This is a genomic window from Mesorhizobium sp. M0077, from assembly GCF_040322955.1.
GTDB lineage: Bacteria > Pseudomonadota > Alphaproteobacteria > Rhizobiales > Rhizobiaceae > Mesorhizobium.
The window spans coordinates 557,957-579,969 of sequence record NZ_JAMYUL010000002.1 but is presented as its reverse complement, the minus strand read 5'-3'; the positions used below and the strand labels follow the sequence as shown (position 1 = coordinate 579,969).

The window sequence follows — 22,013 nt, the reverse complement described above, 5'->3', positions numbered from 1 at the left end:
AAGAGCTGGCCGAGTGGATCGGCGCGAGAGCGTCGGCCGGACGGATGGTGCCGAAGGGATTCCCGCGGACGGGGAAATTTGGTTGAAGCTGCTGATCTCCCCCCAAGTGGGGGAGATGGCCGGCAGGCCAGAGGGGGGCGCTGTCCCGCCAGCGCATCAAATGGTCATGGCTCGCCACTCGGTCGCAACTCTTGGGTCTTCAATGTCGGGTGCCAGGCTGGCGATCCTTCGCGCCCCCCTCTGTCCTGCCGGACATCTCCCCCACAAGGGGGGAGATTGGCAGCTTCACCAGCCATTTGGACTATCGTCACGATTGCGGCACTATGACAGTGCACAAACGCTGTGTAGGCCGGGGAGAATTGACCGTTTGAAGGAAGCGAAGATCCAGAAGCCGGCACGTCAGCAGCGCCTGTTCGGCCTGTCGACACCGCTCAGAGCCGCCGTCATTCCGCCGCTGTCGGCGGCGCGCTGGCTGTTGGTGCTGATCGTTGCCGCCGGCGTCTATTTCTTCCACGGGTTCCTGTTTCCCGTGCTGGCAGCCCTCGTCATTGCTTTTGCCAGCTGGCCGCTCTACCGCCGGCTGCTTGCCGGTGTCGGAGGCAACCGCACGGTCGCCGCGACGCTCGCCATCCTGTTCATCCTCGCCTTCCTGGTGGTGCCGATAGCGCTTGCCGGCACCTACGCCATCAACGAGGTCCGCGAATGGGTCGGCTGGGCGATCGAAACCAACAGGCACGGTGCGGTCACACCGCACTGGATCACCTCGCTGCCGGTCGTCGGCGAGTGGCTGAACGAACAGTGGATCGACAATTTCGGCCATCCCGGCGGCATCGGCGAGCTGATCCAGCTGGTCAGCGGCGCCAATATCGGCAGCATCTATCGCGGCGTGCTGGCTGCCGGCGGCAGCGCCTTCGGTCTGTTGCTGACGCTGCTGTTCATGATGATCGCGCTGTTCTTCGCCTATCGCGACGGCGCACACTTTGCCGGTCAGATCGACCGCCTCGGCGAACGCATCCTGCCGGCACGCTGGGAGCGGATTTCGCGCGTCGTACCGGCAACGATCTCGTCCACCGTCACCGGCATGACCGTGATCGCCATCGGCGAGGGGCTGGTGCTGGGCATCGCCTACTGGCTGGCCGGGGTGCCGTCGCCGGTGACGCTGGGCGCATTGACCGGCGTGATGGCGCTGATCCCCGGTGGCGCGCCGCTGTCGTTTACGCTTGTGTCGATCTACCTCGCCGCCAGCGGCTCGCCGATGGCGGGTCTGGCGCTGTTCATCTGGGGCGCGGTGGAACTGTTCATCGTCGACAAGACCTTGCGCCCGAAGCTGGTCGGCGGACCGATCAAATTGCCCTTCCTGCCGACCTTTTTCGGCCTGATCGGCGGCGTAAAGACAATGGGCTTTCTCGGCCTGTTCATCGGCCCGGTGCTGATGGCGCTGCTGGTCGCGATCTGGCGCGAATGGCTGCGCGAGGTGGAACTGGCCGAAGACACCGTTCCCGACGCGGCGGCCGAGCTCGAAGGCGGGCCGCCGCAGATCGAGATTGTCGCCGGCCCGGCGAAGAAAAGTCAGGCTGGGTAAGCGACGGCGAGCGCTGCCCGGCGCTTGCGCCCTTCATGCAACTGCCACAGGGAATGGGCAACCAGCGTGACGATCAGGATCACGCCGCCGATCAAGCTGTTGCGCGACGGCGTCTCGGCAAAGATCATCCATATCCAGACCGGCGCCAAAACCGTTTCCAGGAGATAGAACATCGCCACTTCCGGGCCTGAAATGTATTTCGGCCCGTTGGCTAGGCAGAAGAAGGCGAACGGCATGATGACGGCGCCGTTGAAAACGATCCACCATGGCGCCTCCACCTGAAAACCGGTCTTGGAGACCATGAGCGCCGCCAGCCCGAACGGCAGCAGGACGCCGGTCAGCGCGGTGAATCCCATATCCCTGCCGCTGGCGCGTGAAACGGTGATGGCGCAGGCAATCGCCAAGGCCGAACACAGCGCCATCACATCGCCGAACAGATTTCCCGTGCCGACGGAATCGCCGACGATGATCGCGATGCCGACGATCATCAGCGCCATTGCCGCAAGCGTCAGCGGCTGCGGTCGCTCCTTCAGGAACAGCCACGACAGCAGCGCCGAGAACATGGTGGAGAAGGCGAGGATGAAAACCAGATTGGCGGTCGAGGTGTTGTAGACGGCGGTGATGAAGGCGATTGCGCCGAGCCCGTAGAGTGTGGCGACCACGAGCCCCGACCAGCCGGGTATCAGCTGCGGAGCATTCTTGCTGAACGAGCGCCAGATGGCCCATACGATCAGCCCTGCCACGAAGGTGCAGCCGGTGCGCAGCAAAAGGATCGTCCAGGCTTCGCCATGGGCGAGCCGGATCAGGGGAATGTCGATGGTCAGCGCCAGCCCGCCAAGCGCGGTGAGCAGGAGTCCTTTGGTGTGGGCATTGTGAGAGGACATGCAACGGCTTTCGCAATGATTTGAGCAGATGCCGGTCGGCGCAATCGCCCCGCCAACGGGCGGAAGACCAGCATCGTCTCGGCTGAAAATGTTTAGATCAGGATCTGGTAAGAAGAAAAATCAGCGCGTGACCGCTTCGTGGTCGTAGCGTTCCCAGCCCTTCGGGCCGAGATGCTCCTGCGGCATGAAGCGCATTTTATAGTTCATCTTGCGCGAGCCGTTGACCCAGTAGCCGAGATAGACATGGGGCAAGCCCATGGCCCGGGCGCGGGCGATATGGTCGAGGATCATGAAGGTGCCGAGCGAACGGTCCTCGAACTCGGGATTGAAGTAGGAATAGACCATCGACAGGCCATCGGCCATCTTGTCGGTCAGCGCCACGGCGATCAGCTCGCCCTGGCCCTTGCCGGTGATGAATGTGTCGGGGCCGCGGCGCCGGTATTCGATCACCTTGGTGTCGACATGGGTATCCTCGACCATCATGGCGTAGTCGAGCACCGTCATGTCGGACATGCCGCCGCGGCGATGGCGAGCGTCGAGATAGCCGCGAAACAGCGAATACTGCTCGGTCGACGGCTGCGCGTCGTGCATGGCGCCGATCAGATCGGAATTGCGCTGGATCACCCGCTTCATGTTGCGGCTGGCGGTGAACTCCTGCGCCAGGATGCGCACCGAGACGCAGGCGCGGCAGGTCTCGCAGGCGGGACGGTAAGCGATGTTCTGCGAGCGCCGGAAACCGCCTTGCGTCAACAGGTCGTTCATCTCCGGCGCCTTGTCGCCGACCAGATGCGTGAACACCTTGCGTTCGAACTGGCCCTCGAGATACGGGCACGGCGATGGCGCGGTCAGGAAGAACTGCGGCGACTGGGTCGGATGGTGCGTCATCGAACCTTGGGAACACTCCTGCGAATCGCTCTACCTTTGGCTTGGCTGGCGAAAAATTCAACAGGATTGTGAAGGCGGGGTTGAACGGACCCCTTCACATTTGCGCACAAATGCCTGTTGGCGTCGGTTGGACGCCGGTTCAACGGTCGCTGCGGCTGACGACCGTGCCAAGCAGCAGGTCGTGCAGTGTGCGCTTGCGATCGGAAAACAGCGTCACCAGGAGGACGAGCGGCGTCAGGATGACCGTGCTCGCCCAGAACAGCACCGAATGGACAACGGCGGTGAGGCCGTCGATACGGCTGCCGTCGAGACGATCGAGCCGAATGCCCATCATCTTCATGCCTGATGTGGCCTGGTTGCGACCGCCCAGCGTGTTCCAGATGTAGAGAATGGCGACCGCCGGCACGAGGATGGAATACAGCGCCCAGCCAAGACCGAATGTCAAAAGGCCAAGCACGGCCACCAGGATCGCGAACGGAATGGTGAGCAGCGCCACGATGCAATAGTCGATGATGAAGGCCAGGATCCGCCGCGTGCGCACACCGTCATAGGCCCTGACGTCGTCGAGCCTGCTGGTGATGATTTCGCCGTCAAGTACGCGCGCGTTCATGTCATGTCCTCGCAACAGGCGCCACGCTAGGGTGCGCCGCCACTGAAATGGTGAAGACCGCGGGCGGAATCAAGATCGGTTCGTCCATCCGGTCCTGCTCGGCAGTGTGACGCGGTTGAGCCGATTGAATTTGGTGGACGGATGGCGTTAGCTTGCTGCGGCGCAACAAGACGCCGAGGGGACGGGGTTACATGGATTACGACATGCTGGTCATCGGCAGCGGCCCTTCCGGGCGCCGCGCGGCGGTGCAATCGGCCAAGCTCGGCAAATCGGTGCTGGTGGTCGACAGGGGCCGGCGCCTCGGCGGCGTCTCGGTGCACACCGGCACCATCCCGTCGAAGACGCTGCGCGAGACGGTGCTGAACCTGTCCGGCTGGCGCGAGCGGGGCTTTTACGGCCGCGGCTACCGGGTCAAGCAGGACATCTCCATCGCCGACCTGGTCGAGCGGCTGCACAAGACGCTCGACCACGAGGTCGAGGTGCTGCAGCACCAGTTTATGCGCAACGCCGTCAAAAGCGTGCGCGCCATGGCGAAATTCGTCGGCCCAAACAAGGTCAGCCTGACGGCAGACAATGGCGACTACTCGGAGGTTGGTTTCACCAATGCGCTGATCGCGGTCGGCACCAGGCCGCACCGGCCGCGCGACGTGCCTTTCGACAAGATCCGCGTCTTCGACAGCGATGAGATGCTGGAACTCGACCATCTGCCGCGCACGCTGACGGTGATCGGCGCCGGCGTCATCGGCGTTGAATATGCGACGATCTTTTCGGCGCTCGACGTGCCGGTGACGCTGGTGGAGCCGCGCAACACCATCCTCGATTTCGTCGACCGCGAGATCGTCGACGACTTCATCCACCAGATGCGCGACCGCGGCATGACCATTCGCCTCGGCAGTACGGTCAAGGAAATCGTCTCAAAACCCGACTATGCCGAAGTGACGCTCGCCGATGGCCGCACCATCCGCTCCGAGATCGTGCTTTACGCCGCCGGCCGCAGCGGCAATCTCGGCAGCCTCGGCCTCGACGTGGTCGGCATCGAGGCCGATTCCCGGGGCCGCATCAAGGTCGATCCGCAGACCTTCCAGACCAGTGCGCCCAACATCTATGCCACCGGCGACGTCATCGGTTTCCCCAGCCTTGCCTCGACATCGATGGAGCAAGGCAGGGTGGCCGCCTGCCACGCTTTCGGCGTGCAACTGCCACCGCCGCCGGAAACCTTCCCCTATGGCATCTACGCCGTGCCGGAAATCTCCACCGTTGGTCAGTCGGAGGAGCAGGTGCGCGAGAGCGGCGCTGCTTATGAAGTCGGTCTGGCGCGGTTCCGCGAAACCTCGCGCGGCCACATCATGGGCGTCAACTCCGGCTTTCTGAAGCTGCTGTTCTCGGTCGAAACGCGCCGCCTGCTCGGCGCCCACATCGTCGGCGAAGGCGCCACCGAACTGATCCATATCGGCCAGGCGGTGATCAACCTCGGCGGCACGGTTGATTTCTTCGTCAACAACACCTTCAACTATCCGACGCTGGCCGAAGCCTACAAGATCGCCGGGCTCGATGCTTGGAACCGGATGGGACAGGGCTAGGCGACGAGCATCTGCTCAGCTGTTCCGCCGGGCGCCGATGCGGTCTACCAAGGTCTCCTAGCCTGCCTGGCGTGCGACCAATGCTGGTCCCGCAAGCCACTGCCGGACGATGGCGGCATCCGGGTCGCCGATTTCGTGACCTGAAGGCACGATGCGCGCATCGACCTCGGCGCCATGTTTGTTGAGCAGCGTCACCAGTGGCGGCGCAAACGGCCCGTAGGTCTCATCGGCGGCACCGGCGACAATCAGGACGCGCGTTCCGGTCAGATTGGTTGCCGGCGCATCGTCAAGCACGGGCATTGCTCTCAGCAACGCCGCTTTTCGGACGAGGCCGGAGTTGAGCAGCATCAGGCTGGAAACCAGATTGGCGCCGTTGGAATAGCCGAGGAAAGTCGCCCGGGCGAGGTCGAGCCCGTAGCGCTTTGCGGCCTCGCTTGCGAAGGCGGCAAAGTACGATGTTTCGGCACGGATGCTCGCCTGTTCGAAACTGGTCGGCGTGATCCGCTCGAACCAGCGGAAGCCGTCTTCTTGGCGGATGCGGCCACGCACCGCGACCAGCGTGGCGTTGGGGGCGATCTGCCTCGCAATCGGCACCATCGTCGTTTCGTCGACACCCGATCCGTGCAGTAAAAACAGGCTCTCGCCGCCGGCATTCTCCGGCTTGAGGAGGCGGTAGGGAAAGGCCAGATCCTGATGCAGAAAGGCGTTCTCGTCGCTATATCGATGCACGCTCATATCTCATTGATTTCACGGAGACATTGGTCCTTTGCCAGCTTCAAAACGGAATATTTTCACGCTCCGCGAAATGTGATTGCAACAGGCTCATTTCAGACCGTTTCTGCGCCGATATGCTCCCTGCGGGAGGAATCGAAGCGGTGTGCGCCGATGGTCGCATCCCGGCATGAACAACGCGAGCACCCTTGCTCTCCTTTGAGGCCTTTTATCGATGACCCTGCCAGTTCCGCCCGATCGCGCCCCGCGTATCGCCGATCGCGCTCCGCGTATCGCCGATCGCGACACGCGCATTGACGTGTTCCGTGCGCTCGCACTCCTGACCATCTATATCGACCACGTGCCGGGCACCGTCTTCGAAACGCTGACCTACAAGAATTTCGGATTCTCGGACGCGGCGGAAGCCTTCGTGCTGATTTCCGGCATGTCGGTCGCACTCGCCTATGGCAACAAGTTCCAGCCGGGCGGCCGGCTGCTGGCGACGTTGAAGATGTGGCGCCGGGCCGGCGTGCTTTACAGCGCCCACATCGTCACCACCATGGTTGTGATGGCGTTATTCTGCGCCGCGGCGGTGTTCGGCCGGCGGCCGGAACTGCTCAAGCTGATCAACATCGAGCCGCTGATGAAGAACACGCCGGAGGTCATGATCGGCATTGTCACGCTCGGCCACCAGCTTGGCTACAACAACATCCTGCCGGTCTATGCCGCGCTGCTGTTGATGGCGCCGCTCTTCCTGCTCTTCGTCAGCTACCGGCCGCTGCCGGCGCTGGTCTTTTCCGGCGCGCTGTGGCTCGTCGCCGGCCTCTGGCAGATCGCGCCGCCGAACTATCCCGAGCCCGGCTTCTGGTTTCTCAACCCACTATCCTGGCAATTCCTGTTCAACGTCGGGCTTGCCGGCATGCTGCATGTCAGGCGCGGCGGCACAATTCCCGTCAATCGTTGGTTGGTAGGCGCCGCGGCGACCTATGTCGCGGCAGCAGCGGTCTGGGTGCACAGCCCGCTCTGGGGCCAAGTAAGCTGGTTCGACCTGCCCGTGGTGATCGGCGGCTTCGACAAGACGTTCCTGTCGCTGCCGCGGCTCCTGCACATATTGGCGGTGAGCTATCTGATCGTCGCCCTGCCGGCTTTCTCGAACCTGTTCCGTCTCAGCCCGGATCATCCGCTTGCTCTGCTCGGCAAGCGTTCGCTGCCGGTGTTCCTCGCCGGCACGCTGATCGCCATGGCGGCACAGGTGATGAAGGTGATCAATCCGGGCGGCTTTGCCTACGATGCGCTGCTGTTATCTTCCGGCATCGCCATGCAGTTCGCGCTGGCCTTCTATCTCGAATGGCTGTCGACTATCGGCTCGAGCAAAAAGCCGGTTCGCAAAGAAGCGCCAGCCGTTCACCAGACCTTCGGCATGCCCGCGATGCCAAGGCTAAGCCGATGATCCCACATCAGCCGCCTAGCTAGCAGGCGAGGGGCCGGACGACCCCCGCACCACAAGATCGACCGGCAGCAATCGCCGGTGCTGCGAGCCGTCATTTTCGAGGATCGCCTTGACGGCCAGGCGGCCCATCTCGGCGATCGGCTGGGCGACAGTGGTTAGTGGCGGCTCGGAGTCGGCGCCTTCCGGCACGCCGTCGAAGCCGACGATTGACACATCGCCCGGCACGGCAATGTTACGCTCGCGCAGCCAGTCGAGCGCATGCAGCGCGATCTTGTCCGACATGGCCAGGATTGCCGTCGGCGTCTGCGGCAGCGCGAAAATATGATCGAGGCCGGCCCGCACGCTCGCCTCGTCATTGAGGGTTTCGTAGATTGGCACTTGCGAGACGTCGATGCCGAAGCGGGAGAGCTCGCCGAAATAGCCACGCAGACGGTCGCGTGTGCCCGAGTAGAGGGATGTCGTCTCGACTTGCTCCTGCGTGACGGGACCAAAGCCAGCGTCGGCAGATTCCAGGGCGAGTACGGCAAAGCTGCGATGGCCGAACTCGGCCAGATGGCGCGCCGCCAGACCCGCGCCGGCGACGTTGTCGACGCCGATCGCAGCGACCGCCTCATTTTCCGAATCGAGGTCAAGCGCCACGAAAGGCAGTTTGCGTTCGCGCGCCAGTTCGACCAGCCGCGACCCGCCCTCGATGCAGAACACGATGAAGCCATCGACCAGGGCGCTCTGGATGTTCCAGGCGAGCTGCTCGCTGTTGGCGGCCGAGACCAGCGAAATTCCGGCGCCGGTGGCGTCGCAGGCCTGCGAAATGCTGGCCATCATGACGCGGGCAAATGGATCGTCGAAGAAATAGGACAATGGTTCTGCCGTTGCCACGCCGATGGCGTTGACCTTGCCGGCGCGCAGCAGCCGGCCCTTGGGATCCGGGCCGGCATAGCCCATCGCTTCCGCCGCCGCCTTGACCCGCTCGCGGACCTCTTCGCGCACGATTTCCGGGCGAGCGAACACGTTGGACGCGGTACCGTGCGAGACCCCGGCCGCCTTGGCGATGTCGGCAAGCCGCACTGGTCTCGTCTTGCCGGAGGTCAATGCCGTCATTTTCGTCTCCTGAACCGGAGCCTGTTTAGCACTTTCGTTGGATCGGTTCAAATTTTCCCTTGATCGGACGGCGGAGAGGGTCTATATTGAATCGATCCAAGGGATTCACCAAGTACAACTTGGATCGATTCAAGAGGAGGGTGCCATGCATCCCGTGAATTATCTGTTCGAAGACATCTACGGCAATGATTGGGGCATAGTCTCCGACGCCGCCACCCGCAAGCGCCGCGACAAGGTCGGGCCGTGGAGGCGTGACCTGCAATACCTTGTGAAACGCAAGCGCAGCTGATCGGCCCCGGCATTTTCGTGCCAGCTGATTGGATCGATTCAAGTTCTTAAGAGGAGACGAACATGCATCCCGTGAAGCATCTGTTCGAAGACATTTATCGCAACTACTGGGGTATCTCGCCTGCCACGGAGCAGCCGGAAAGGCGGCGGCCGACCAAGTCTGCCAAGCGCAACCGCGACCTGCTGCCGGAAAACCGGCAGGATTAAGCCTCGTGTGATATCTGATGGGGCAGGGTTTTTGCCTCGTCAGGACCGTTGCCGCACGAGCGCCGAGGCCGCGATCACCAGCCAGCCCGCGATGAGCAAGGTGCCGCCGATCGGCGCCGACATCGGGAACAGCCGCGATCCCACGAAATCCCGTGCCAGCAGATCGCCGCAGAACAGAACAAGCCCGACGAGCAGCACCAGGCTGCCGATCCGCAAGATCCGGTTTGCGCCGGCGAGGCCGACGGCCAAAAACACCGGCGCATGCATGAGCAGGAAGGATGCGGCCGTGCCGACGAACGCGCCGCCGAGATGCGCTGAAGCCGCCGACAGCGCCACGCCCGCCGCGCCGGCAATGCCGCCGGCGAAAACGAGGATGCGCGCGCTGTTTGCTGGTGCTGACTCGGCGATGCTCATTTCTCGGGCTCCGTGATTGACGATAGGCGGCGCGACCTGTCTGTCAGGATTTTTCCGATATCGCCAGCATGTCGCGCGTGCGGCGCGCCTGGGCCAGCCAATTATACGCGGCACCGCCCGCCATCAGCAACGACGTGCCGAGAAACACCGCGCGCATGCCGAAATGGCCGCCGACGAAGCCGCCCAGCAGCGGCCCCGCAACCTGGCCGACATATTGCGCCGAGATTGCCAGGCCCAGCACATTGCCGCCGACCCCATCGGGAACATTGTGGCGGATGACGCTGGTGATGCAGGGCAACAGCCCGCCCAGCACCAGACCCATAAGGAACCGCAGCCCGACCAACTGCCAGCTCTCGGTGACGAAGGCCTGCGGTATCAACAGCAGAGCCGAGACGGCCAGCGATGCGACGATGACGTTCCAGTGGCCGATGCGGTCGGCGAGTTTGCCCAACCGTGACGCCGACAGGATGGCGCCGAGTGCGGCCGCCGACATGACGACACCTGAGACCAGGGTCACCCGGCTTGCGTCCGCGACCAGTTGCTGGACGTAGACGGTGATGATCGGCTCGATCGACATGTTGGCGAAGGTGAACAGCATGCCGGTCGCCAGCATGGCCACGACAGGGCGTTTGTCGAGGATCTGCGCCCAACTTCCCTTTGGTTTCTCCTCGCGTTTTGCCTGTACTGGCGGGCGAGGCATCTCCTTTATCAGGAACGTCGTCGCCAGCGCCGCCAGGAAAATGACGCCGCCCGCGATGAGGAAGGTGGCGCGAATACCGATCAATGGCGGCAGCGCGCCGCCAAGCAACGGGCCGACCAGGGAGCCTGCGGTGATGCCGGCCGACAGCACGCCAAGCGCCCAGCCGGAGCGCTCCTTCGGCGTCTGCATGGCGACAAGGATCGTCGAGCCTGAGGAATAACCGCCGGCAAAGCCGATCAACAGGCGCAAAAGCACCAATTGCCAGACGGTCTGCACCATGCCGGTCAGCGACATGCAGATCGCCATGCCGAAACTGGCGCGCACCAGCATCACCTTGCGGCCATAACGGTCACCCAGCCGTCCCCACAGTGGCGCGACAAGGGCGGCGGCAAGGAAGGTGGCGCCGAAAGCGATGCCGGACCATTGCACGATCGCCGCGTGGCCCACGGCGCCCAGCTGTTCGACATAGAGCGGCAGGAACGGCAGCAGCAACGTCATCGCCACAAGCGTGCTGAACGATCCGGCAAAGCACACGAACAGGTTGCGCCGCCAATGAATGTTGTAGGTGGAAGGCACTTCGGCGGCCCGCGCTGCACTGTCCTGCGGCATGTCCTGTCCTGTCCGCTTGCTGCGGATACCAATTTGGGATACCAACTTGGTACCCTCATGGACGCAAAGCCCGGCTGCTGTCAATCAGGCGCTCTCAATGTGATCGGCAAGACCAACGGGCAAGGCCGATCGCCAGCAATGGAAGCAACTATGTCGCAGATGCACATCGTCGAAAAAGCGCTTCGCGAGATGATCCTTGGCCTCGAGGTCGGTCCTGGCGAGCGGCTGACGGAGCGCTGGATCGAGAGCCGCTTCGGCGCCTCGCGCACGCCGGTCAGGGCAGCCCTGCTGCGGCTGGAGACGGAAGGGCTGATCTGCCGCGACGGGCGCGGTTGGACCGTGTCGCCGATCAACCTTGCCGAACTGGAACAGATCGCGGTGTACCGCGAAGCCGTCGAGGTCGCGGCGGTCAGGCTGACTTCGGCGCTGGCCGACAGGAGCGCAGCCGATGTCATCGAGGCGATGCTGGGCTCCTGCGACACTGCCACGCCGCGCGAGGAATGGCACCGCGTCGGCATGGATTTCCATATCGAACTGGCGCGGCTCTCCGGCAACGAGTTCCTGTTTCGGGCCGTGCGCGATGCCATGACGCGGCTGTCGCGGGCGCGCTGGCTGGAGGTGCGCGACGAGGCGGCCCTTGGCCGCGCCTGGAGCGAGCATCACGCCATTCTGGCAGCGGTGCGGGCCGGCGATGCCGATGCGGCGGCGGCGCGACTTTCCGCCCATATAGCCGGCAGCCGCGACCGCCTGGTGACGTCGTTGCACAGTGACCGGCGCGGCCTGCGCGCCAGGGGTTTTGCCGTCGTCGCCGCTTGATACTGGTCACGAAAACGAAAGAACGCCGTCGCGATCCGCTTTCGGCCTCGCTTCGCGGACGCCGATGGCGTAAGAGGCGGCCATGGAAAACAACCGATTTGAAACACCCGTGACCGTTAAGTCGGGCACGGAGGGAAGCACTCAGCTCTTGCGTACAGTGCGCGAGGCTTCCGATTACCTGCTCAACAGCTGGCCCGGCAAGCGCAGCCCCAAGCACCGCGAAGCGCTGCAGGCCTGCCATGACGCGCTGGCCGGCGACAAGCCGGCGATGATAGCAAGACGCGCCTTCATCGCCGCCGCGCGCGAGGTCAACGTCTTCGTCAGCGACAAGGCCCCGGCCTGATCACATCGGCCTGATCAGACCGGCATTTTGCCAGGATCCGGCCCGTTTCGTGGGCCGGTGATCCTGTCTTGCCTATTTCTCTGTCTCGGTGTCGGTTTTCGAACTTGCCTCGTTCTCAGGCTCGGCGCGCTCCTTGGCCGCGACCTTGGCGGCGAGCTTCTCCGCCTTCTTGGCGGCCTTCTGCCGGTCGCGCTCTTTGCGTTCCTGACCGTAATTCGGTGGTCGAGCCATATCGTTTCCTTTCGCTGTGCCTGATCCTGCCTAGAAGCATTGGCCGGCAAACACAACAGCGCCGCGAGGGCAGATGCCAGCGGTTCTGGACTTGCGTGATGGCGAACACAATGGTTTAGAAAAGGCTGCGGGACAGTTGCTGGAGCCGCCGCCGACCGATTTCGAATCAAAACGACCGATGGCCACGCTTCAAAGAAACGCACAGAAGCTGATCTACTATGCGCGCAACGCCATGCGCGACATCGCGCCGCCGGTTCTTTTCCGGCGCCGGCTCGGCCGGCTGCTCGATCAGGCCAGGCTTTCCGACGCATCGGTCCGCCAGCGGCTCAATTACTACAACACGCTGCGGGAGCCTTTTAGCCCCAGCCCCGAGGCCGTGCCGGTCAGCCGGCTGCCGTCGGACCGCAGCATGTACTATTACGATCTGAAGGAGTTCACCCGTTATTTCGACCCAGATCTGCGCATCGACCTGGAATTCGGCGACGTCATCGAAGTGCCGAAGATGCCGTCGATCGTCAAGGACCGGCCGATAGCGGACGACAACGGCAACGGCGTCCTGTTCAAGCTGAACAAGTTCCGTCATTTCTACATGCCGGCCGACGATGTCGCCTTCGCCGACAAGCATCCGCTCGTCGTTTGGCGCGGCGAACTCAACAATCCGATCCGCACCTTGTTGCTGGATGCAGCCCGCAATCTGCCGTTCTGCGATGTCGGCACGCCGAGGGCGACAGCACCTGCGGAATACCGCAAGCCCTATCTCAGCATCGATCAGCAGCGCCGCTACCGCTACATCATCTCGCTCGAAGGCAATGATGTCGCGACCAATCTGAAATGGATCATGAGCTCGAACTCGCTCTGCCTGATGCCGCCGCCGACCTATGAGACCTGGTTCGCGGAAGGGCAGCTCGAGCCCGATGTCCATTATGTGCCGCTGGCGCCCGACTTCAGCGATCTGGCCGAGCGCGTGCACCATCTCGAGAAACATCCGGCCGAGGCCCAGCGCATCGTTGCGGCGGCCAACGCCTATTGCCGCAAATTCGCCGACGAGCGGGCCGAGCAGGCGATCTGCCTGCTCGTGCTCTACAAATATTTCGTGCTCAGCGGCCAGATCGAGCCCGATCCGCAGGTCTGGCGGTTTATCGCGGGCTAGCGGCTTCCGGCGCCCTTAAGTCAGATGACGCTGCGGTCCATAACCAGATCGGCCGGGCCGAAGCGGTCCTTCGCCGTAAACTGCTGGTGCCAGTAGGGATAGAGCACCGGAGGCCGGCTGACGGCATCGAGACGCTGGCGTTCATCAAAGGACAGCGTCAGGCTCGCCGCGGCGAGATTGTCTTTCAACTGGGCTTCGTTGCGCGCCCCGATCACCAGCGAGCTGACGGCCGGCCGGCCAAGCAGCCAGGCCAGCGCCACCTGGGCCGCCGAAACGCCGCGTGCCGCACCGATATCGACCAGCACGTCGACAATCCGCCACAGCCGATCCTCGTCGCGGATCGGGGGTTCCGACCAGCCGCCGATCTGGCGCGCCGTCGGACTGTCGCGGCGGTATTTTCCCGACAGCAGGCCGCCGGCGAGCGGGCTCCACACCAAAACGCCAAGGCCCTGGTCGACCGAGATCGGCAAGAGCTCATACTCGGCCTCGCGTGCTTCCAGCGTGTAGTGGATCTGCTGGGTGACGAAGCGCGGCTGGTGCTGGCTGTCGCCGATGCCGAGCGCCTTCATGACCTGCCAGCCGGAATAGTTGGAGCAGCCGACATAGCGGATCTTGCCCTGGGCAACCAGCGTGTCGAGCGCGGCGATGGTTTCCTCGAGCGGCGTCGCGCCGTCCCATTCGTGCAGGAAATAGATGTCGATGACATCGGTCCTGAGGCGCTTCAGGCTCTTCTCGCATTCGCGGATCAGATGATGGCGCGACAGGCCTTCGTCATTGGGGCCCTTGCCGATCCGCATGCGCGCCTTGGAGGCGATCAGCACGTCGTTCTTGCGCTTGCCGCCGAGCGCCTCGCCGATGATCTCTTCCGACAATCCGTTCGAATAGACATTGGCGGTGTCGATGAGATTGATGCCGGCATCGATGCAAGTGTCGATGATGCGCGAGGCCTCCGCGAGATCGGAATTGCCGACGGCAGCGAACGGCCCGCTGCCGCCGAAGGTCATGGTTCCCAAGGTCAGCGCCGAAACTTTCAAGCCGGAACGGCCAAGCGTGCGGTATTCCATGTCAGATCCTCGTAGTTTTGGTGGGGAGGTGGTTTTAGCAGGAAAGGGCGGGGAAGCCCGAACGGGTCCGCCATTTGTAGGACAATTTGAGCGGCTTGTCGCCATCCCAGGGCGATGGATCGGCAATGCTCGCTGGTTTGCAGTGATGACCGGCTGGCCGGCGGCTTGCAATAAAACCGTCATTGCCGGCCTATATCAAGTCGGCTCAGGGTTTCATGTCAGCCGGCAAGCGGAGCAGTGGAAATGAATGAGCTAAAGCAGAATTCTGCGGCCAGGGATTGGCTGGAAGCCGAACTCGCCGACACGCTCGATGAGGACTATGAGCTGGAAATCTCGGAGCCGGCGCTGTCGCTGGAGATCGCCAAGATCTACAAGAACGCGCATCCGCCGTCGATCGATCGCATGCAGTATTTCCGCGACCTGATCGGCTTGCAGTCGGAACTGATCAAGCTGCAGTCCTGGGTTGCCTACCACAAGAAGAAGCTGGTGGTGGTTTTCGAGGGCCGTGATTCCGCCGGCAAGGGCGGCGTCATCAAGCGCATCACCCAGCGCCTCAACCCGCGCATCTGCCGCGTCGTGGCGCTGCCGGCGCCGACCGAGCGCGAAAAGTCACAATGGTATTTCCAGCGCTACGTGCCGCATCTGCCGGCCGGCGGCGAGATCGTGCTGTTCGACCGCTCCTGGTACAACCGCTCCGGCGTCGAGCGGGTGATGGGCTTTGCCGAACCCGATCAGGTCGAAGAGTTCTTCCGCGATGTGCCGGAGTTCGAACGCATGCTGGTCCGCTCCGGCGTCACGCTGGTCAAATACTGGTTCTCGATCACCGACGAGGAACAGCAGATGCGCTTCATGATGCGCATCCACGATCCGATGAAGCAGTGGAAGCTGTCGCCGATGGACCTGCAGTCGCGCGTGCGCTGGGAGCAGTACACCAAGGCCAAGGAAGAGACGTTTGCCCGCACCAACATCCCAGAGGCACCGTGGTACATCGTCGAAGGCAACGACAAGAAGCGGGCGCGGCTGAACTGCATCGACCATCTCCTCAAACAGCTGCCCTATGAGGACGTGCCGCACGAAGAAATCACGCTGCCCGAGCGGGTGTTCAACCCGGAGTACGAGCGCCAGGTCCTGCCGCGCGAGCTTTACGTGCCGGAGAAGTATTGAGCACTTTTCCTTCTCCCCGTTTCACGGGGAGAAGGTGCCTGAAGGCGGATGAGGGGCAGCGCCGGCATCGACGAATTCACAGCCGTCGGACGCTGCTAACCTCCAAAAGCAGCGCTGCCCCTCATTGCCTGCCGGGCATTTCTCCCCGCAAAACGGGGAGAAAGAAGCCTGCGCCTGTTACTTCGCCACTATACCCGCTTGATCGTCACATGCGTGGCGAGCGCCGTGGCCACCTGCTCGGTGCACTGGTAACCCAGCTTCAGCATATCCAGCCCGGCAAACAGGCTCTCGCCCCTCCCGAGCAACACTGGCGACACAGCCAGATGCAACTCGTCGATGAGCTTCTCCTTGAGATATTGCCGGATAGTGGAAACGCCGCCGCCGACGCGGACATCCTTGCCGCCGGCCGCAGCCTTTGCTTGTTCGAGCGCGGCGTGGATGCCGCCGGTAACGAAGCGGAAAATGGTGCCGCCTTCCATCACAATGGGGTCGCGCTTGTGATGGGTCAGCACGAAGGTCGGCACGTGATAGGGCGGGTTGTTGCCCCACCAGCCCTTCCAGTTCTCATCCGGCCATTCGCCGCGGATCGGGCCGAACATGTTGCGGCCGAGGATCCAGGCGCCGACATTGTCGAAGCTGCGGACGGTGAACCGGTCGTCCACATCGGTGCTGCCGCCATCCTTGCCGACCATCTCGTGGAAGGTGCGGGTGCCGGTCATCCATTTGTGCAGATCTTCGCCACCAACGCCGAGCGGATTTTGCAGGTCCTGGTCAGGACCGGCGCCGAAACCGTCGAGCGACAAGGTGAAGGCATTGACGCGCAGTTTGGACATGGAAGACTCCCTTTGGTGACCAGTTGTGATTTGCAATCAGTATTCAAACTGATTGCATTTTGCAACTAGTATTTTTAGAGGCAAGCCGATCTGTGGAATGCGCAGGGACCTCAAGCCGCCACGCGCTTCGGCATCACCGCAAACGGGCTGAGCCCAAGCCAGATCTGCATCTTGCCGGCGACGTCGAGATCGCCGGTCAGGCTGATCTTGTCGCGTTCCTTGTGAACTGTCGTCAGCCCCATCCAGATCGAGGTCATGGTGCACAGATCGGTCGAGACGTAGAGATCGACGTCGAAGCCCGGATCGTACCAGCAAAGATCGACCTCGCCCTGCTTCTCGACGATCAGCCACCACGATCGTTTTGACGCCGGCAGGTCATGGTACAGGAATTGTATCACGGTGCGCCCGTCCGGCAGCGGACTGGGGTTCAGATTGCGCCGCATGTCCCACATCAGCAGCGACGGATCGAGGTTTTTGAGCGACAGCCTGGCCTCGACCCATTTCTGGCCCCAAAACCCCATCGCCTCGACAACCGGGCGCAAATCCCGGCCCGCCTCGGTCAGCCGGTATTCGAACACGCCCTTCTCGGTCGCGATCTCGGTCCGCTCGACGATGCCGCCGGCCTCGAGGTCCTTGAGCCGTTGCGACAGAAGGGTTGGCGACATTTTCGGCACGCCGCGGCGCAAATCGTTGAAGCGGGTCGATCCCGCCACCAGTTCGCGCAGCAGCACCATGGTCCAGCGTGTGCAGAGCAGCTCGGCGGCCATGGAGAGCGGGCAGAATTGCTTGTAACCGGCTTGTGTCATGTGGTGAGCTCCAAAAGATGTTGCCGGACCTTATTCAGAAAACCTGAGTTCAGCCAGTACAGAAGCTGTACTGGCACCCCCGGTACAGTTCTGTGACTGGAGCGGTCCGGCGCCGCCATGCGAGGCAGCGGTCACGTCACCGGGCAGTCCGGTGCCGATCCATGAGGAGTTGGACAATGACCGCTTACGTGATCGCAGACATCAAGGTGAAGGACGACAAATGGGTGCCGGCCTATGCCGCTTCGGTGCATGACCTCGTCCACAAGCATGGCGGCAAGTATCTCGCCCGCAGCGGCAATGTGAAGACGCTGGAGGGCAAGCCGCTCGACACCAGCCTGATCGCCATCATGGCGTTTCCGTCGGCAAAGGCAGCCGAAGCCTTCACCAACGATCCGCAATACGCTCCGTTTGTGGCGGAGCGCCGGAAGGGCAGCGACAGCCGCTTCCAACTGATCGACGATACCGATCTCGCCGGAACGATTCCTTATTTGCCAAAGGCGTGAGGAAAAGCCGGAACCCGGAGCATCCAGGTTCCGGCTAACCCTTCAGCAGCTGCGCCACTTCCGGCGCGAAGTAAGTCAGGATGCCGTCGCAGCCGGCGCGCTTGAAGGCGAGCAGGCTCTCCAGCATTGCCTTTTCGCCGTCGATCCAGCCATTGGCGGCCGCCGCCTTGATCATCGAATATTCGCCTGACACCTGGTAGGCGAAGGTCGGCATCTGGAACTCGTCCTTCAGCCGGCGGATGATGTCGAGATAGGGCAGGCCGGGCTTGACCATCAGCATGTCGGCGCCCTCGGCGATATCCTGCTCGGCCTCGCGCACCGCTTCGTCGGAATTGGCGTGGTCGAGATAGTAGGTCTTCTTGTCGCCCTTGAGCAGGCCGGCGGTGCCGACCGCCTCGCGGTAGGGGCCGTAGAAGGCGGAGGCGAATTTCGTCGCATAGGACATGATCGCCACATCCGAAAAACCGTTGGCGTCGAGTGCGTCGCGGATGGCGCCGATGCGGCCGTCCATCATGTCGGACGGCGCGATGATGTCGGCGCCGGCCGCTGCCTGGATGACGGCCGCGGCGGTCACCTGTTCCACTGTCTCGTCATTGACGATGATGCCGTCGCGCAAGATGCCGTCATGGCCGTGCGAGGTGAACGGATCGAGCGCGGCATCGGTGATGATGCCGATCTCCGGCACCGCGTCCTTGATGGCGCGGGTTGCGCGGTTGATGATGTTTTCCGGGTCGAGGATGTGCGATCCCGTCAGGTCGCGCAGGCTGAGTTCAACATTGGGGAAGGTGGCGATCGCCGGAATGCCGAGCTTAGCGGCCCGCTCGGCCTCCTTGACGGCGAGGTCCAGCGACAGGCGGAATACGCCGGGCATGGCGGCGATCGGCTCGCGCGTGTTCTTGCCGTCGATCACGAAGATCGGCCAGATCAGATCGTTCACCGTAAGCCGGTTTTCCTGCACCAGGCGGCGCGACCAGTCGGCCTTGCGCATGCGCCGCAAGCGGCGGCTGCCGGTGATCTCGTCGACGCTGCGCGCACCGCCGGGCTTTGCCGGCGCGAATTTGTTGCTCGTCGCGGGGGTGAATTTGTTCATCGCAAAAACTCCGGGTCGAGGCGGCTTTTACCACGAGGCCTTGCCGCTGACCAATGCGACACGATTGTGCCAGTCGATAACGCGCTGCTTACGGCTTCGGCGGCCACGCCCAGCTCGGGGCCGGTTTTGAAGAACGACACATTGTTGGTGAAGATGCTCTTCGGGGCAAGCCGGATCAGGCGCCCGTCCGGATGGCCGATGTCGGCGACATTGTCGATGAACCAGCGGTTCCAGGTCGCCTCCGGGCCGAGATATTTGTGCAGCAGCCGTTTGAAGCGTTTCGGCGCCATCGGCTCGATGGTGGCGGAGCCGCGCAGGCCGAGATGCAGCAGGATGCCGGCCTCATTGTCGAAATGGACGATCTCCACGGCGCAGCGCGGGTCACGTTCGAGGTGTTTGACAGCACTTGCCCCGGTCGAGCCGAGCAGCCAGATTGCAGCGTCCTCCCAGATGAACCACATCGGCGCGTTGCGCGGCGCGCCGTCAGGTGTCACGGTCGCCAGATTGGCCATCAGCGGGCGGCTGAGAACATCATCCGGGTCGAACTTTTTCGCATCTCCCAGCCATGGCTCGGCGCTGCGGTTTCAAGCGTCATGCGTTTGTTTCTGCATCAGAAGAAAGGCTGTTTCGCCCGGCAATTCTGCGCGCATTTCTGCGGGGGGCAAAGCACGGTCGCGTTCCCTTGCGAAAATCCAAACCGCGCCCGCCGGTTGACGCACCCATGCGCCACCTTTAGCACTTCAGTCCCGCAGGCGCGGGGAGGGATTCTCTGACGATGGATTTTGGCGGCGGCGACGAGATCCGCTTCGAACAGTTGGGCAAGGCGGGCGTCGTCACGCTGACGCGGCCGCAGGCGCTCAATGCGCTGACACATCGCATGATCAAGGCGCTGGACAAGGCGCTCGACGCTTTTGAGCGCGATACCGGCGTCGATGTCGTCATCGTCAAGGCCGAGGGCAGGGCGTTTTGCGCCGGCGGCGACATCATGCACGTCTACGAGGCCCGCGCCGGAAAGCCGCCGGTCGAGTTCTTCGCCGACGAATACCGGCTCAACGCCCGCATTAACAGTTACAAAAAGCCCTATGTCGCGCTGATCGACGGGATCGTGATGGGCGGCGGCGTCGGCATCTCGTTCCACGGCTCGCAGCGCGTGCTGACCGAGAACGCCCAGTTCGCCATGCCCGAAGTCGGCATCGGTTTCTTCCCCGATGTCGGCGGCAGCCATCTTCTGCCCGACCTTGGCGGCAGCTTCGGCATGTATCTGGCGCTGACCGGCAACCGCATCCGCTATGGCGATGCATTATGGTCGGGCCTGGCCACCCACACCATCAAGGCCGCCGACCAGGCTGCCTTTCTCGACCGGCTCTGCGCCAATGGCGATCCGGAATCGGTCCTGCGCGGCTTCTTCGTGCCGGCCCGGCGCGAAACCGCCCAGCCGGTGCTGGAAGCCATCGCCCGGCATTTTTCCCAACCCTCGCTCGCCGAAATCCTCGAGAGCCTGGAGCGGGCGGCAGGCGCCGACGAGTTTGCCGCCAAGACGCTGGCCACCATCCGCACCCGCTCGCCGACCAGCCTCAATGTCGCGTGGCGCCAGATCAGCGCCGGGCTGACGCTGTCGATGGAAGCCTGCATGAAGATGGAGTTCCGCATCCTCAACCGCATGCTGGCCGGGCACGACTTCTATGAAGGCATCCGCGCCGCCATCGTCGACAAGGGCTCGACGCCGCAATGGCGGCCGGCAAGCCTGGCCGAGGTTGACGCTGCTTCGGTGGACGCCTATTTCGCGCCGCTCGAACGGGAGCTCGAACTGTGAGCGAGGTCACGTCGCGGCGCATCGTGCTGCAGCCCTCGGGTGTCGAGATCATCTTCGCCTGGTTCCAGCGCGTCATAGCGGGCTATTGCCTGCTGTTCGGCATCCTGTACTGGATCCGGCTGATCGGCTTTTATCCCGGCCCGCTGTGGCGCTTCGACCTGATGCCGGTGCACTGGCAGGTCGTGGCGGTGATGCTGGCCGTGTTCTTCCCCTTCGCCGCCGCCGGCCTCTGGATGCTGGCGTCGTGGGGCCCGGTGATCTGGTTCATCTGCGCGGTGACCGAGACCATCATGTATGCCGGCTTCCCCAATCTGTACGGCCACCGGCCGCTGATCGTCTTCTCGCATGCCGCGGTGGCGCTGCTCTACATCGCCTTCCGCGTCGTTATCTGGATGCGCAAGCGCCCCGCGCGCGCCTGAAACGCCGCCCCGCAGCCATTGGCTAAATCTTTAGGTTAATTATCCTTGCTCGGGTGACCGTTCGTTAAGCGTCTTGCGAAACCTATTACCGGTAAGCTCTTGTTAGCCCTAGCGTTTAAGTCGAATTTTATGAGTATTCGATAGTGTCGCAATCAAGGTGAAAAACAAAAAATCACCAGGGCGACAAACGAGAGGCAAAGACAATGATCAATTCGCGTCCGGCGGCGAAGACCGCCAACGTATCCGACGATCGCCGCGAGGCTATCCGTTCGCTTTACATGGAATCGCTTCAGCTGGTGGAGCGTTTGCATCGCCGTCTGCTTGACGTGATCAAGGACGAGTTCGACCGCAACGGCCGTTCCGACATCAATGCCATCCAGGCGCTGCTTCTGTTCAATATCGGCAATTCCGAACTGACCGCCGGCGAGCTGCGCTCGCGTGGCTACTATCTCGGCTCGAACGTCTCCTACAATCTGAAGAAGCTGGTCGATCTCGGCTTCATCAACCACCAGCGCTCGCGCATCGACCGCCGTTCGGTCCGCGTTTCGCTGACGCCGAAGGGCAATGAAGTGGCGGAAGTCGTCGCCGGTCTCTATGAGCGCCATGTCGGCTCGATCGAACAGGTCGGCGGCATCAACAGCGAAGAGTTCAAGCAGATGAACCGCGCGCTGCAGCGCCTCGACCGCTTCTGGAACGACACCATCGCCTACCGGATGTAATCAGCGGGCCATTGAATAGCAGCTGCGCCGGAAGAAGCGCGGCC

26 protein-coding genes are annotated in these 22,013 nt (G+C 63.0%); 13 read left to right on the top strand and 13 right to left on the bottom strand.

Translation table 11 applies throughout. From position 1 onward, the window contains the following. Positions 1-367 precede the first annotated feature (367 nt). A complete protein-coding gene (locus NKJ57_RS07160) occupies positions 368-1,582 on the top strand; it encodes an AI-2E family transporter (protein WP_352511391.1) in 1,215 nt (404 codons plus the stop codon). Here the strand turns inward: NKJ57_RS07160 and NKJ57_RS07155 are convergent. From NKJ57_RS07155 to NKJ57_RS07145, 3 genes are all read right to left on the bottom strand, one after another. Next, positions 1,570-2,466, bottom strand: coding sequence for a DMT family transporter (locus NKJ57_RS07155; protein ID WP_023829426.1), 897 nt, complete (start codon positions 2,464-2,466; stop codon positions 1,570-1,572). The two genes, NKJ57_RS07160 and NKJ57_RS07155, sit on opposite strands and share 13 nt — an antisense overlap. Before the next feature lie 120 nt (positions 2,467-2,586). Then, positions 2,587-3,351 (bottom strand): arginyltransferase, encoded by a 765-nt coding sequence (locus NKJ57_RS07150; RefSeq protein ID WP_023682417.1) that lies wholly within the window; start codon positions 3,349-3,351, stop codon positions 2,587-2,589. Positions 3,352-3,490: 139 nt separating this feature from the next. Beyond that, positions 3,491-3,961, bottom strand: coding sequence for an RDD family protein (locus NKJ57_RS07145; RefSeq protein ID WP_023673020.1), 471 nt, complete (start codon positions 3,959-3,961; stop codon positions 3,491-3,493). A gap of 191 nt (positions 3,962-4,152) precedes the next feature. On the opposite strand from NKJ57_RS07145, the gene sthA reads away from it, so the two are divergent. Further along, complete coding sequence (gene sthA / locus NKJ57_RS07140) at positions 4,153-5,541, top strand: Si-specific NAD(P)(+) transhydrogenase (protein WP_023682415.1); 1,389 nt, start codon at positions 4,153-4,155, stop codon at positions 5,539-5,541. 57 nt (positions 5,542-5,598) lie between these two features. On the opposite strand, the gene NKJ57_RS07135 is transcribed toward sthA, so the two are convergent. Then, the gene (locus NKJ57_RS07135) at positions 5,599-6,270 is read right to left on the bottom strand and encodes an alpha/beta hydrolase (RefSeq protein WP_352511390.1); all 672 of its coding nucleotides are present in this window, start codon (positions 6,268-6,270) and stop codon (positions 5,599-5,601) included. A 217-nt stretch (positions 6,271-6,487) separates the two neighbouring features. On the opposite strand from NKJ57_RS07135, the gene NKJ57_RS07130 reads away from it, so the two are divergent. Beyond that, entirely contained in the window at positions 6,488-7,702 is a 1,215-nt protein-coding gene (locus NKJ57_RS07130) for an OpgC family protein (protein WP_352511388.1), read from the top strand. Positions 7,703-7,717: 15 nt separating this feature from the next. Here the strand turns inward: NKJ57_RS07130 and NKJ57_RS07125 are convergent, their stop codons facing one another. Then, positions 7,718-8,800 (bottom strand): LacI family DNA-binding transcriptional regulator, encoded by a 1,083-nt coding sequence (locus NKJ57_RS07125; protein WP_352511387.1) that lies wholly within the window; start codon positions 8,798-8,800, stop codon positions 7,718-7,720. 145 nt (positions 8,801-8,945) lie between these two features. On the opposite strand from NKJ57_RS07125, the gene NKJ57_RS07120 reads away from it, so the two are divergent. Both NKJ57_RS07120 and NKJ57_RS07115 read left to right on the top strand, forming a co-directional pair. After that, positions 8,946-9,089 (top strand): hypothetical protein, encoded by a 144-nt coding sequence (locus NKJ57_RS07120; protein WP_023705079.1) that lies wholly within the window; start codon positions 8,946-8,948, stop codon positions 9,087-9,089. 62 nt (positions 9,090-9,151) lie between these two features. Beyond that, positions 9,152-9,295: a hypothetical protein gene (locus NKJ57_RS07115; RefSeq protein ID WP_352511385.1), complete on the top strand. Its 144-nt coding sequence runs from the start codon at positions 9,152-9,154 to the stop codon at positions 9,293-9,295. Between the two features lie 39 nt (positions 9,296-9,334). Here the strand turns inward: NKJ57_RS07115 and NKJ57_RS07110 are convergent, their stop codons facing one another. Further along, complete coding sequence (locus tag NKJ57_RS07110; RefSeq protein WP_023673013.1) at positions 9,335-9,709, bottom strand: DUF423 domain-containing protein; 375 nt, start codon at positions 9,707-9,709, stop codon at positions 9,335-9,337. A gap of 43 nt (positions 9,710-9,752) precedes the next feature. Continuing rightward, entirely contained in the window at positions 9,753-11,018 is a 1,266-nt protein-coding gene (locus NKJ57_RS07105; RefSeq protein WP_352511384.1) for a multidrug efflux MFS transporter, read from the bottom strand. Positions 11,019-11,168: 150 nt separating this feature from the next. Between NKJ57_RS07105 and NKJ57_RS07100 the strand changes: the two genes are divergently transcribed. Together NKJ57_RS07100 and NKJ57_RS07095 are read left to right on the top strand one after the other, a co-directional pair. Beyond that, a complete protein-coding gene (locus NKJ57_RS07100; RefSeq protein WP_027049606.1) occupies positions 11,169-11,834 on the top strand; it encodes a GntR family transcriptional regulator in 666 nt (221 codons plus the stop codon). Between the two features lie 109 nt (positions 11,835-11,943). Next, positions 11,944-12,177, top strand: coding sequence for a DUF982 domain-containing protein (locus NKJ57_RS07095; RefSeq protein WP_245259900.1), 234 nt, complete (start codon positions 11,944-11,946; stop codon positions 12,175-12,177). Between the two features lie 72 nt (positions 12,178-12,249). Here NKJ57_RS07095 and NKJ57_RS07090 read toward each other — a convergent pair whose 3' ends face one another. After that, complete coding sequence (locus tag NKJ57_RS07090; RefSeq protein ID WP_023673009.1) at positions 12,250-12,408, bottom strand: hypothetical protein; 159 nt, start codon at positions 12,406-12,408, stop codon at positions 12,250-12,252. 178 nt (positions 12,409-12,586) lie between these two features. Between NKJ57_RS07090 and NKJ57_RS07085 the strand changes: the two genes are divergently transcribed. Further along, on the top strand, positions 12,587-13,558 hold the full coding sequence (locus NKJ57_RS07085; RefSeq protein ID WP_352511383.1) for a glycosyl transferase family 90: 972 nt from the start codon (positions 12,587-12,589) through the stop codon (positions 13,556-13,558). Positions 13,559-13,578: 20 nt separating this feature from the next. Here the strand turns inward: NKJ57_RS07085 and NKJ57_RS07080 are convergent, their stop codons facing one another. Next, complete coding sequence (locus tag NKJ57_RS07080; protein ID WP_352511381.1) at positions 13,579-14,622, bottom strand: aldo/keto reductase; 1,044 nt, start codon at positions 14,620-14,622, stop codon at positions 13,579-13,581. 243 nt (positions 14,623-14,865) lie between these two features. On the opposite strand from NKJ57_RS07080, the gene ppk2 reads away from it, so the two are divergent. Then, positions 14,866-15,786: a polyphosphate kinase 2 gene (gene ppk2 / locus NKJ57_RS07075; protein WP_023689516.1), complete on the top strand. Its 921-nt coding sequence runs from the start codon at positions 14,866-14,868 to the stop codon at positions 15,784-15,786. Between the two features lie 188 nt (positions 15,787-15,974). Here ppk2 and NKJ57_RS07070 read toward each other — a convergent pair whose 3' ends face one another. Both NKJ57_RS07070 and NKJ57_RS07065 read right to left on the bottom strand, forming a co-directional pair. Continuing rightward, positions 15,975-16,619 (bottom strand): dihydrofolate reductase family protein, encoded by a 645-nt coding sequence (locus tag NKJ57_RS07070; RefSeq protein ID WP_023689515.1) that lies wholly within the window; start codon positions 16,617-16,619, stop codon positions 15,975-15,977. Between the two features lie 110 nt (positions 16,620-16,729). Then, positions 16,730-17,425: a winged helix-turn-helix transcriptional regulator gene (locus NKJ57_RS07065; RefSeq protein ID WP_023682403.1), complete on the bottom strand. Its 696-nt coding sequence runs from the start codon at positions 17,423-17,425 to the stop codon at positions 16,730-16,732. Positions 17,426-17,601: 176 nt separating this feature from the next. Between NKJ57_RS07065 and NKJ57_RS07060 the strand changes: the two genes are divergently transcribed. After that, entirely contained in the window at positions 17,602-17,928 is a 327-nt protein-coding gene (locus tag NKJ57_RS07060) for a DUF1330 domain-containing protein (RefSeq protein WP_023673003.1), read from the top strand. A gap of 34 nt (positions 17,929-17,962) precedes the next feature. Here the strand turns inward: NKJ57_RS07060 and hemB are convergent, their stop codons facing one another. Both hemB and NKJ57_RS07050 read right to left on the bottom strand, forming a co-directional pair. Continuing rightward, entirely contained in the window at positions 17,963-19,018 is a 1,056-nt protein-coding gene (hemB, locus tag NKJ57_RS07055; protein WP_352511379.1) for a porphobilinogen synthase, read from the bottom strand. Next, positions 19,015-19,530 (bottom strand): pyridoxamine 5'-phosphate oxidase family protein, encoded by a 516-nt coding sequence (locus tag NKJ57_RS07050; RefSeq protein WP_352511378.1) that lies wholly within the window; start codon positions 19,528-19,530, stop codon positions 19,015-19,017. Before NKJ57_RS07050 ends, hemB begins: the two co-directional genes overlap by 4 nt. Positions 19,531-19,793: 263 nt before the next feature. Here NKJ57_RS07050 and NKJ57_RS07045 point away from each other — a divergent pair, with 263 nt between their 5' ends. From NKJ57_RS07045 to ldtR, 3 genes are all read left to right on the top strand, one after another. Next, positions 19,794-20,831 (top strand): enoyl-CoA hydratase/isomerase family protein, encoded by a 1,038-nt coding sequence (locus NKJ57_RS07045; protein WP_352511376.1) that lies wholly within the window; start codon positions 19,794-19,796, stop codon positions 20,829-20,831. Continuing rightward, on the top strand, positions 20,828-21,250 hold the full coding sequence (locus NKJ57_RS07040) for a DUF6163 family protein (protein WP_023689511.1): 423 nt from the start codon (positions 20,828-20,830) through the stop codon (positions 21,248-21,250). The genes NKJ57_RS07045 and NKJ57_RS07040 overlap by 4 nt, the downstream gene beginning before the upstream one ends. 203 nt (positions 21,251-21,453) lie before the next feature. Continuing rightward, positions 21,454-21,969, top strand: a complete 516-nt coding sequence (gene ldtR / locus NKJ57_RS07035) for a transcriptional regulator LdtR (protein ID WP_023672997.1) — start codon at positions 21,454-21,456, stop codon at positions 21,967-21,969. The last annotated feature ends 44 nt before the right edge of the window (positions 21,970-22,013 follow it).

Excerpts from the sequence above, each read along its gene's own strand:
- NKJ57_RS07130 (WP_352511388.1), top strand. The coding sequence starts at position 6,488 with ATGACCCTGCCAGTTCCGCCCGATCGCGCCCCGCGTATCGCCGATCGC.
- NKJ57_RS07125 (WP_352511387.1), bottom strand. The coding sequence starts at position 8,800 with ATGACGGCATTGACCTCCGGCAAGACGAGACCAGTGCGGCTTGCCGAC.
- NKJ57_RS07105 (WP_352511384.1), bottom strand. The coding sequence starts at position 11,018 with ATGCCGCAGGACAGTGCAGCGCGGGCCGCCGAAGTGCCTTCCACCTAC.
- NKJ57_RS07115 (WP_352511385.1), top strand. The coding sequence starts at position 9,152 with ATGCATCCCGTGAAGCATCTGTTCGAAGACATTTATCGCAACTACTGG.
- NKJ57_RS07110 (WP_023673013.1), bottom strand. The coding sequence starts at position 9,709 with ATGAGCATCGCCGAGTCAGCACCAGCAAACAGCGCGCGCATCCTCGTT.
- NKJ57_RS07065 (WP_023682403.1), bottom strand. The coding sequence starts at position 17,425 with ATGACACAAGCCGGTTACAAGCAATTCTGCCCGCTCTCCATGGCCGCC.
- NKJ57_RS07080 (WP_352511381.1), bottom strand. The coding sequence starts at position 14,622 with ATGGAATACCGCACGCTTGGCCGTTCCGGCTTGAAAGTTTCGGCGCTG.
- NKJ57_RS07120 (WP_023705079.1), top strand. The coding sequence starts at position 8,946 with ATGCATCCCGTGAATTATCTGTTCGAAGACATCTACGGCAATGATTGG.
- NKJ57_RS07100 (WP_027049606.1), top strand. The coding sequence starts at position 11,169 with ATGTCGCAGATGCACATCGTCGAAAAAGCGCTTCGCGAGATGATCCTT.
- sthA (WP_023682415.1), top strand. The coding sequence starts at position 4,153 with ATGGATTACGACATGCTGGTCATCGGCAGCGGCCCTTCCGGGCGCCGC.
- NKJ57_RS07150 (WP_023682417.1), bottom strand. The coding sequence starts at position 3,351 with ATGACGCACCATCCGACCCAGTCGCCGCAGTTCTTCCTGACCGCGCCA.
- hemB (WP_352511379.1), bottom strand. The coding sequence starts at position 19,018 with ATGAACAAATTCACCCCCGCGACGAGCAACAAATTCGCGCCGGCAAAG.
- NKJ57_RS07155 (WP_023829426.1), bottom strand. The coding sequence starts at position 2,466 with ATGTCCTCTCACAATGCCCACACCAAAGGACTCCTGCTCACCGCGCTT.
- ldtR (WP_023672997.1), top strand. The coding sequence starts at position 21,454 with ATGATCAATTCGCGTCCGGCGGCGAAGACCGCCAACGTATCCGACGAT.
- NKJ57_RS07070 (WP_023689515.1), bottom strand. The coding sequence starts at position 16,619 with ATGTCCAAACTGCGCGTCAATGCCTTCACCTTGTCGCTCGACGGTTTC.
- NKJ57_RS07050 (WP_352511378.1), bottom strand. The coding sequence starts at position 19,530 with ATGGCCAATCTGGCGACCGTGACACCTGACGGCGCGCCGCGCAACGCG.
- NKJ57_RS07090 (WP_023673009.1), bottom strand. The coding sequence starts at position 12,408 with ATGGCTCGACCACCGAATTACGGTCAGGAACGCAAAGAGCGCGACCGG.
- NKJ57_RS07045 (WP_352511376.1), top strand. The coding sequence starts at position 19,794 with ATGGATTTTGGCGGCGGCGACGAGATCCGCTTCGAACAGTTGGGCAAG.
- NKJ57_RS07145 (WP_023673020.1), bottom strand. The coding sequence starts at position 3,961 with ATGAACGCGCGCGTACTTGACGGCGAAATCATCACCAGCAGGCTCGAC.
- ppk2 (WP_023689516.1), top strand. The coding sequence starts at position 14,866 with ATGAATGAGCTAAAGCAGAATTCTGCGGCCAGGGATTGGCTGGAAGCC.
- NKJ57_RS07085 (WP_352511383.1), top strand. The coding sequence starts at position 12,587 with ATGGCCACGCTTCAAAGAAACGCACAGAAGCTGATCTACTATGCGCGC.
- NKJ57_RS07060 (WP_023673003.1), top strand. The coding sequence starts at position 17,602 with ATGACCGCTTACGTGATCGCAGACATCAAGGTGAAGGACGACAAATGG.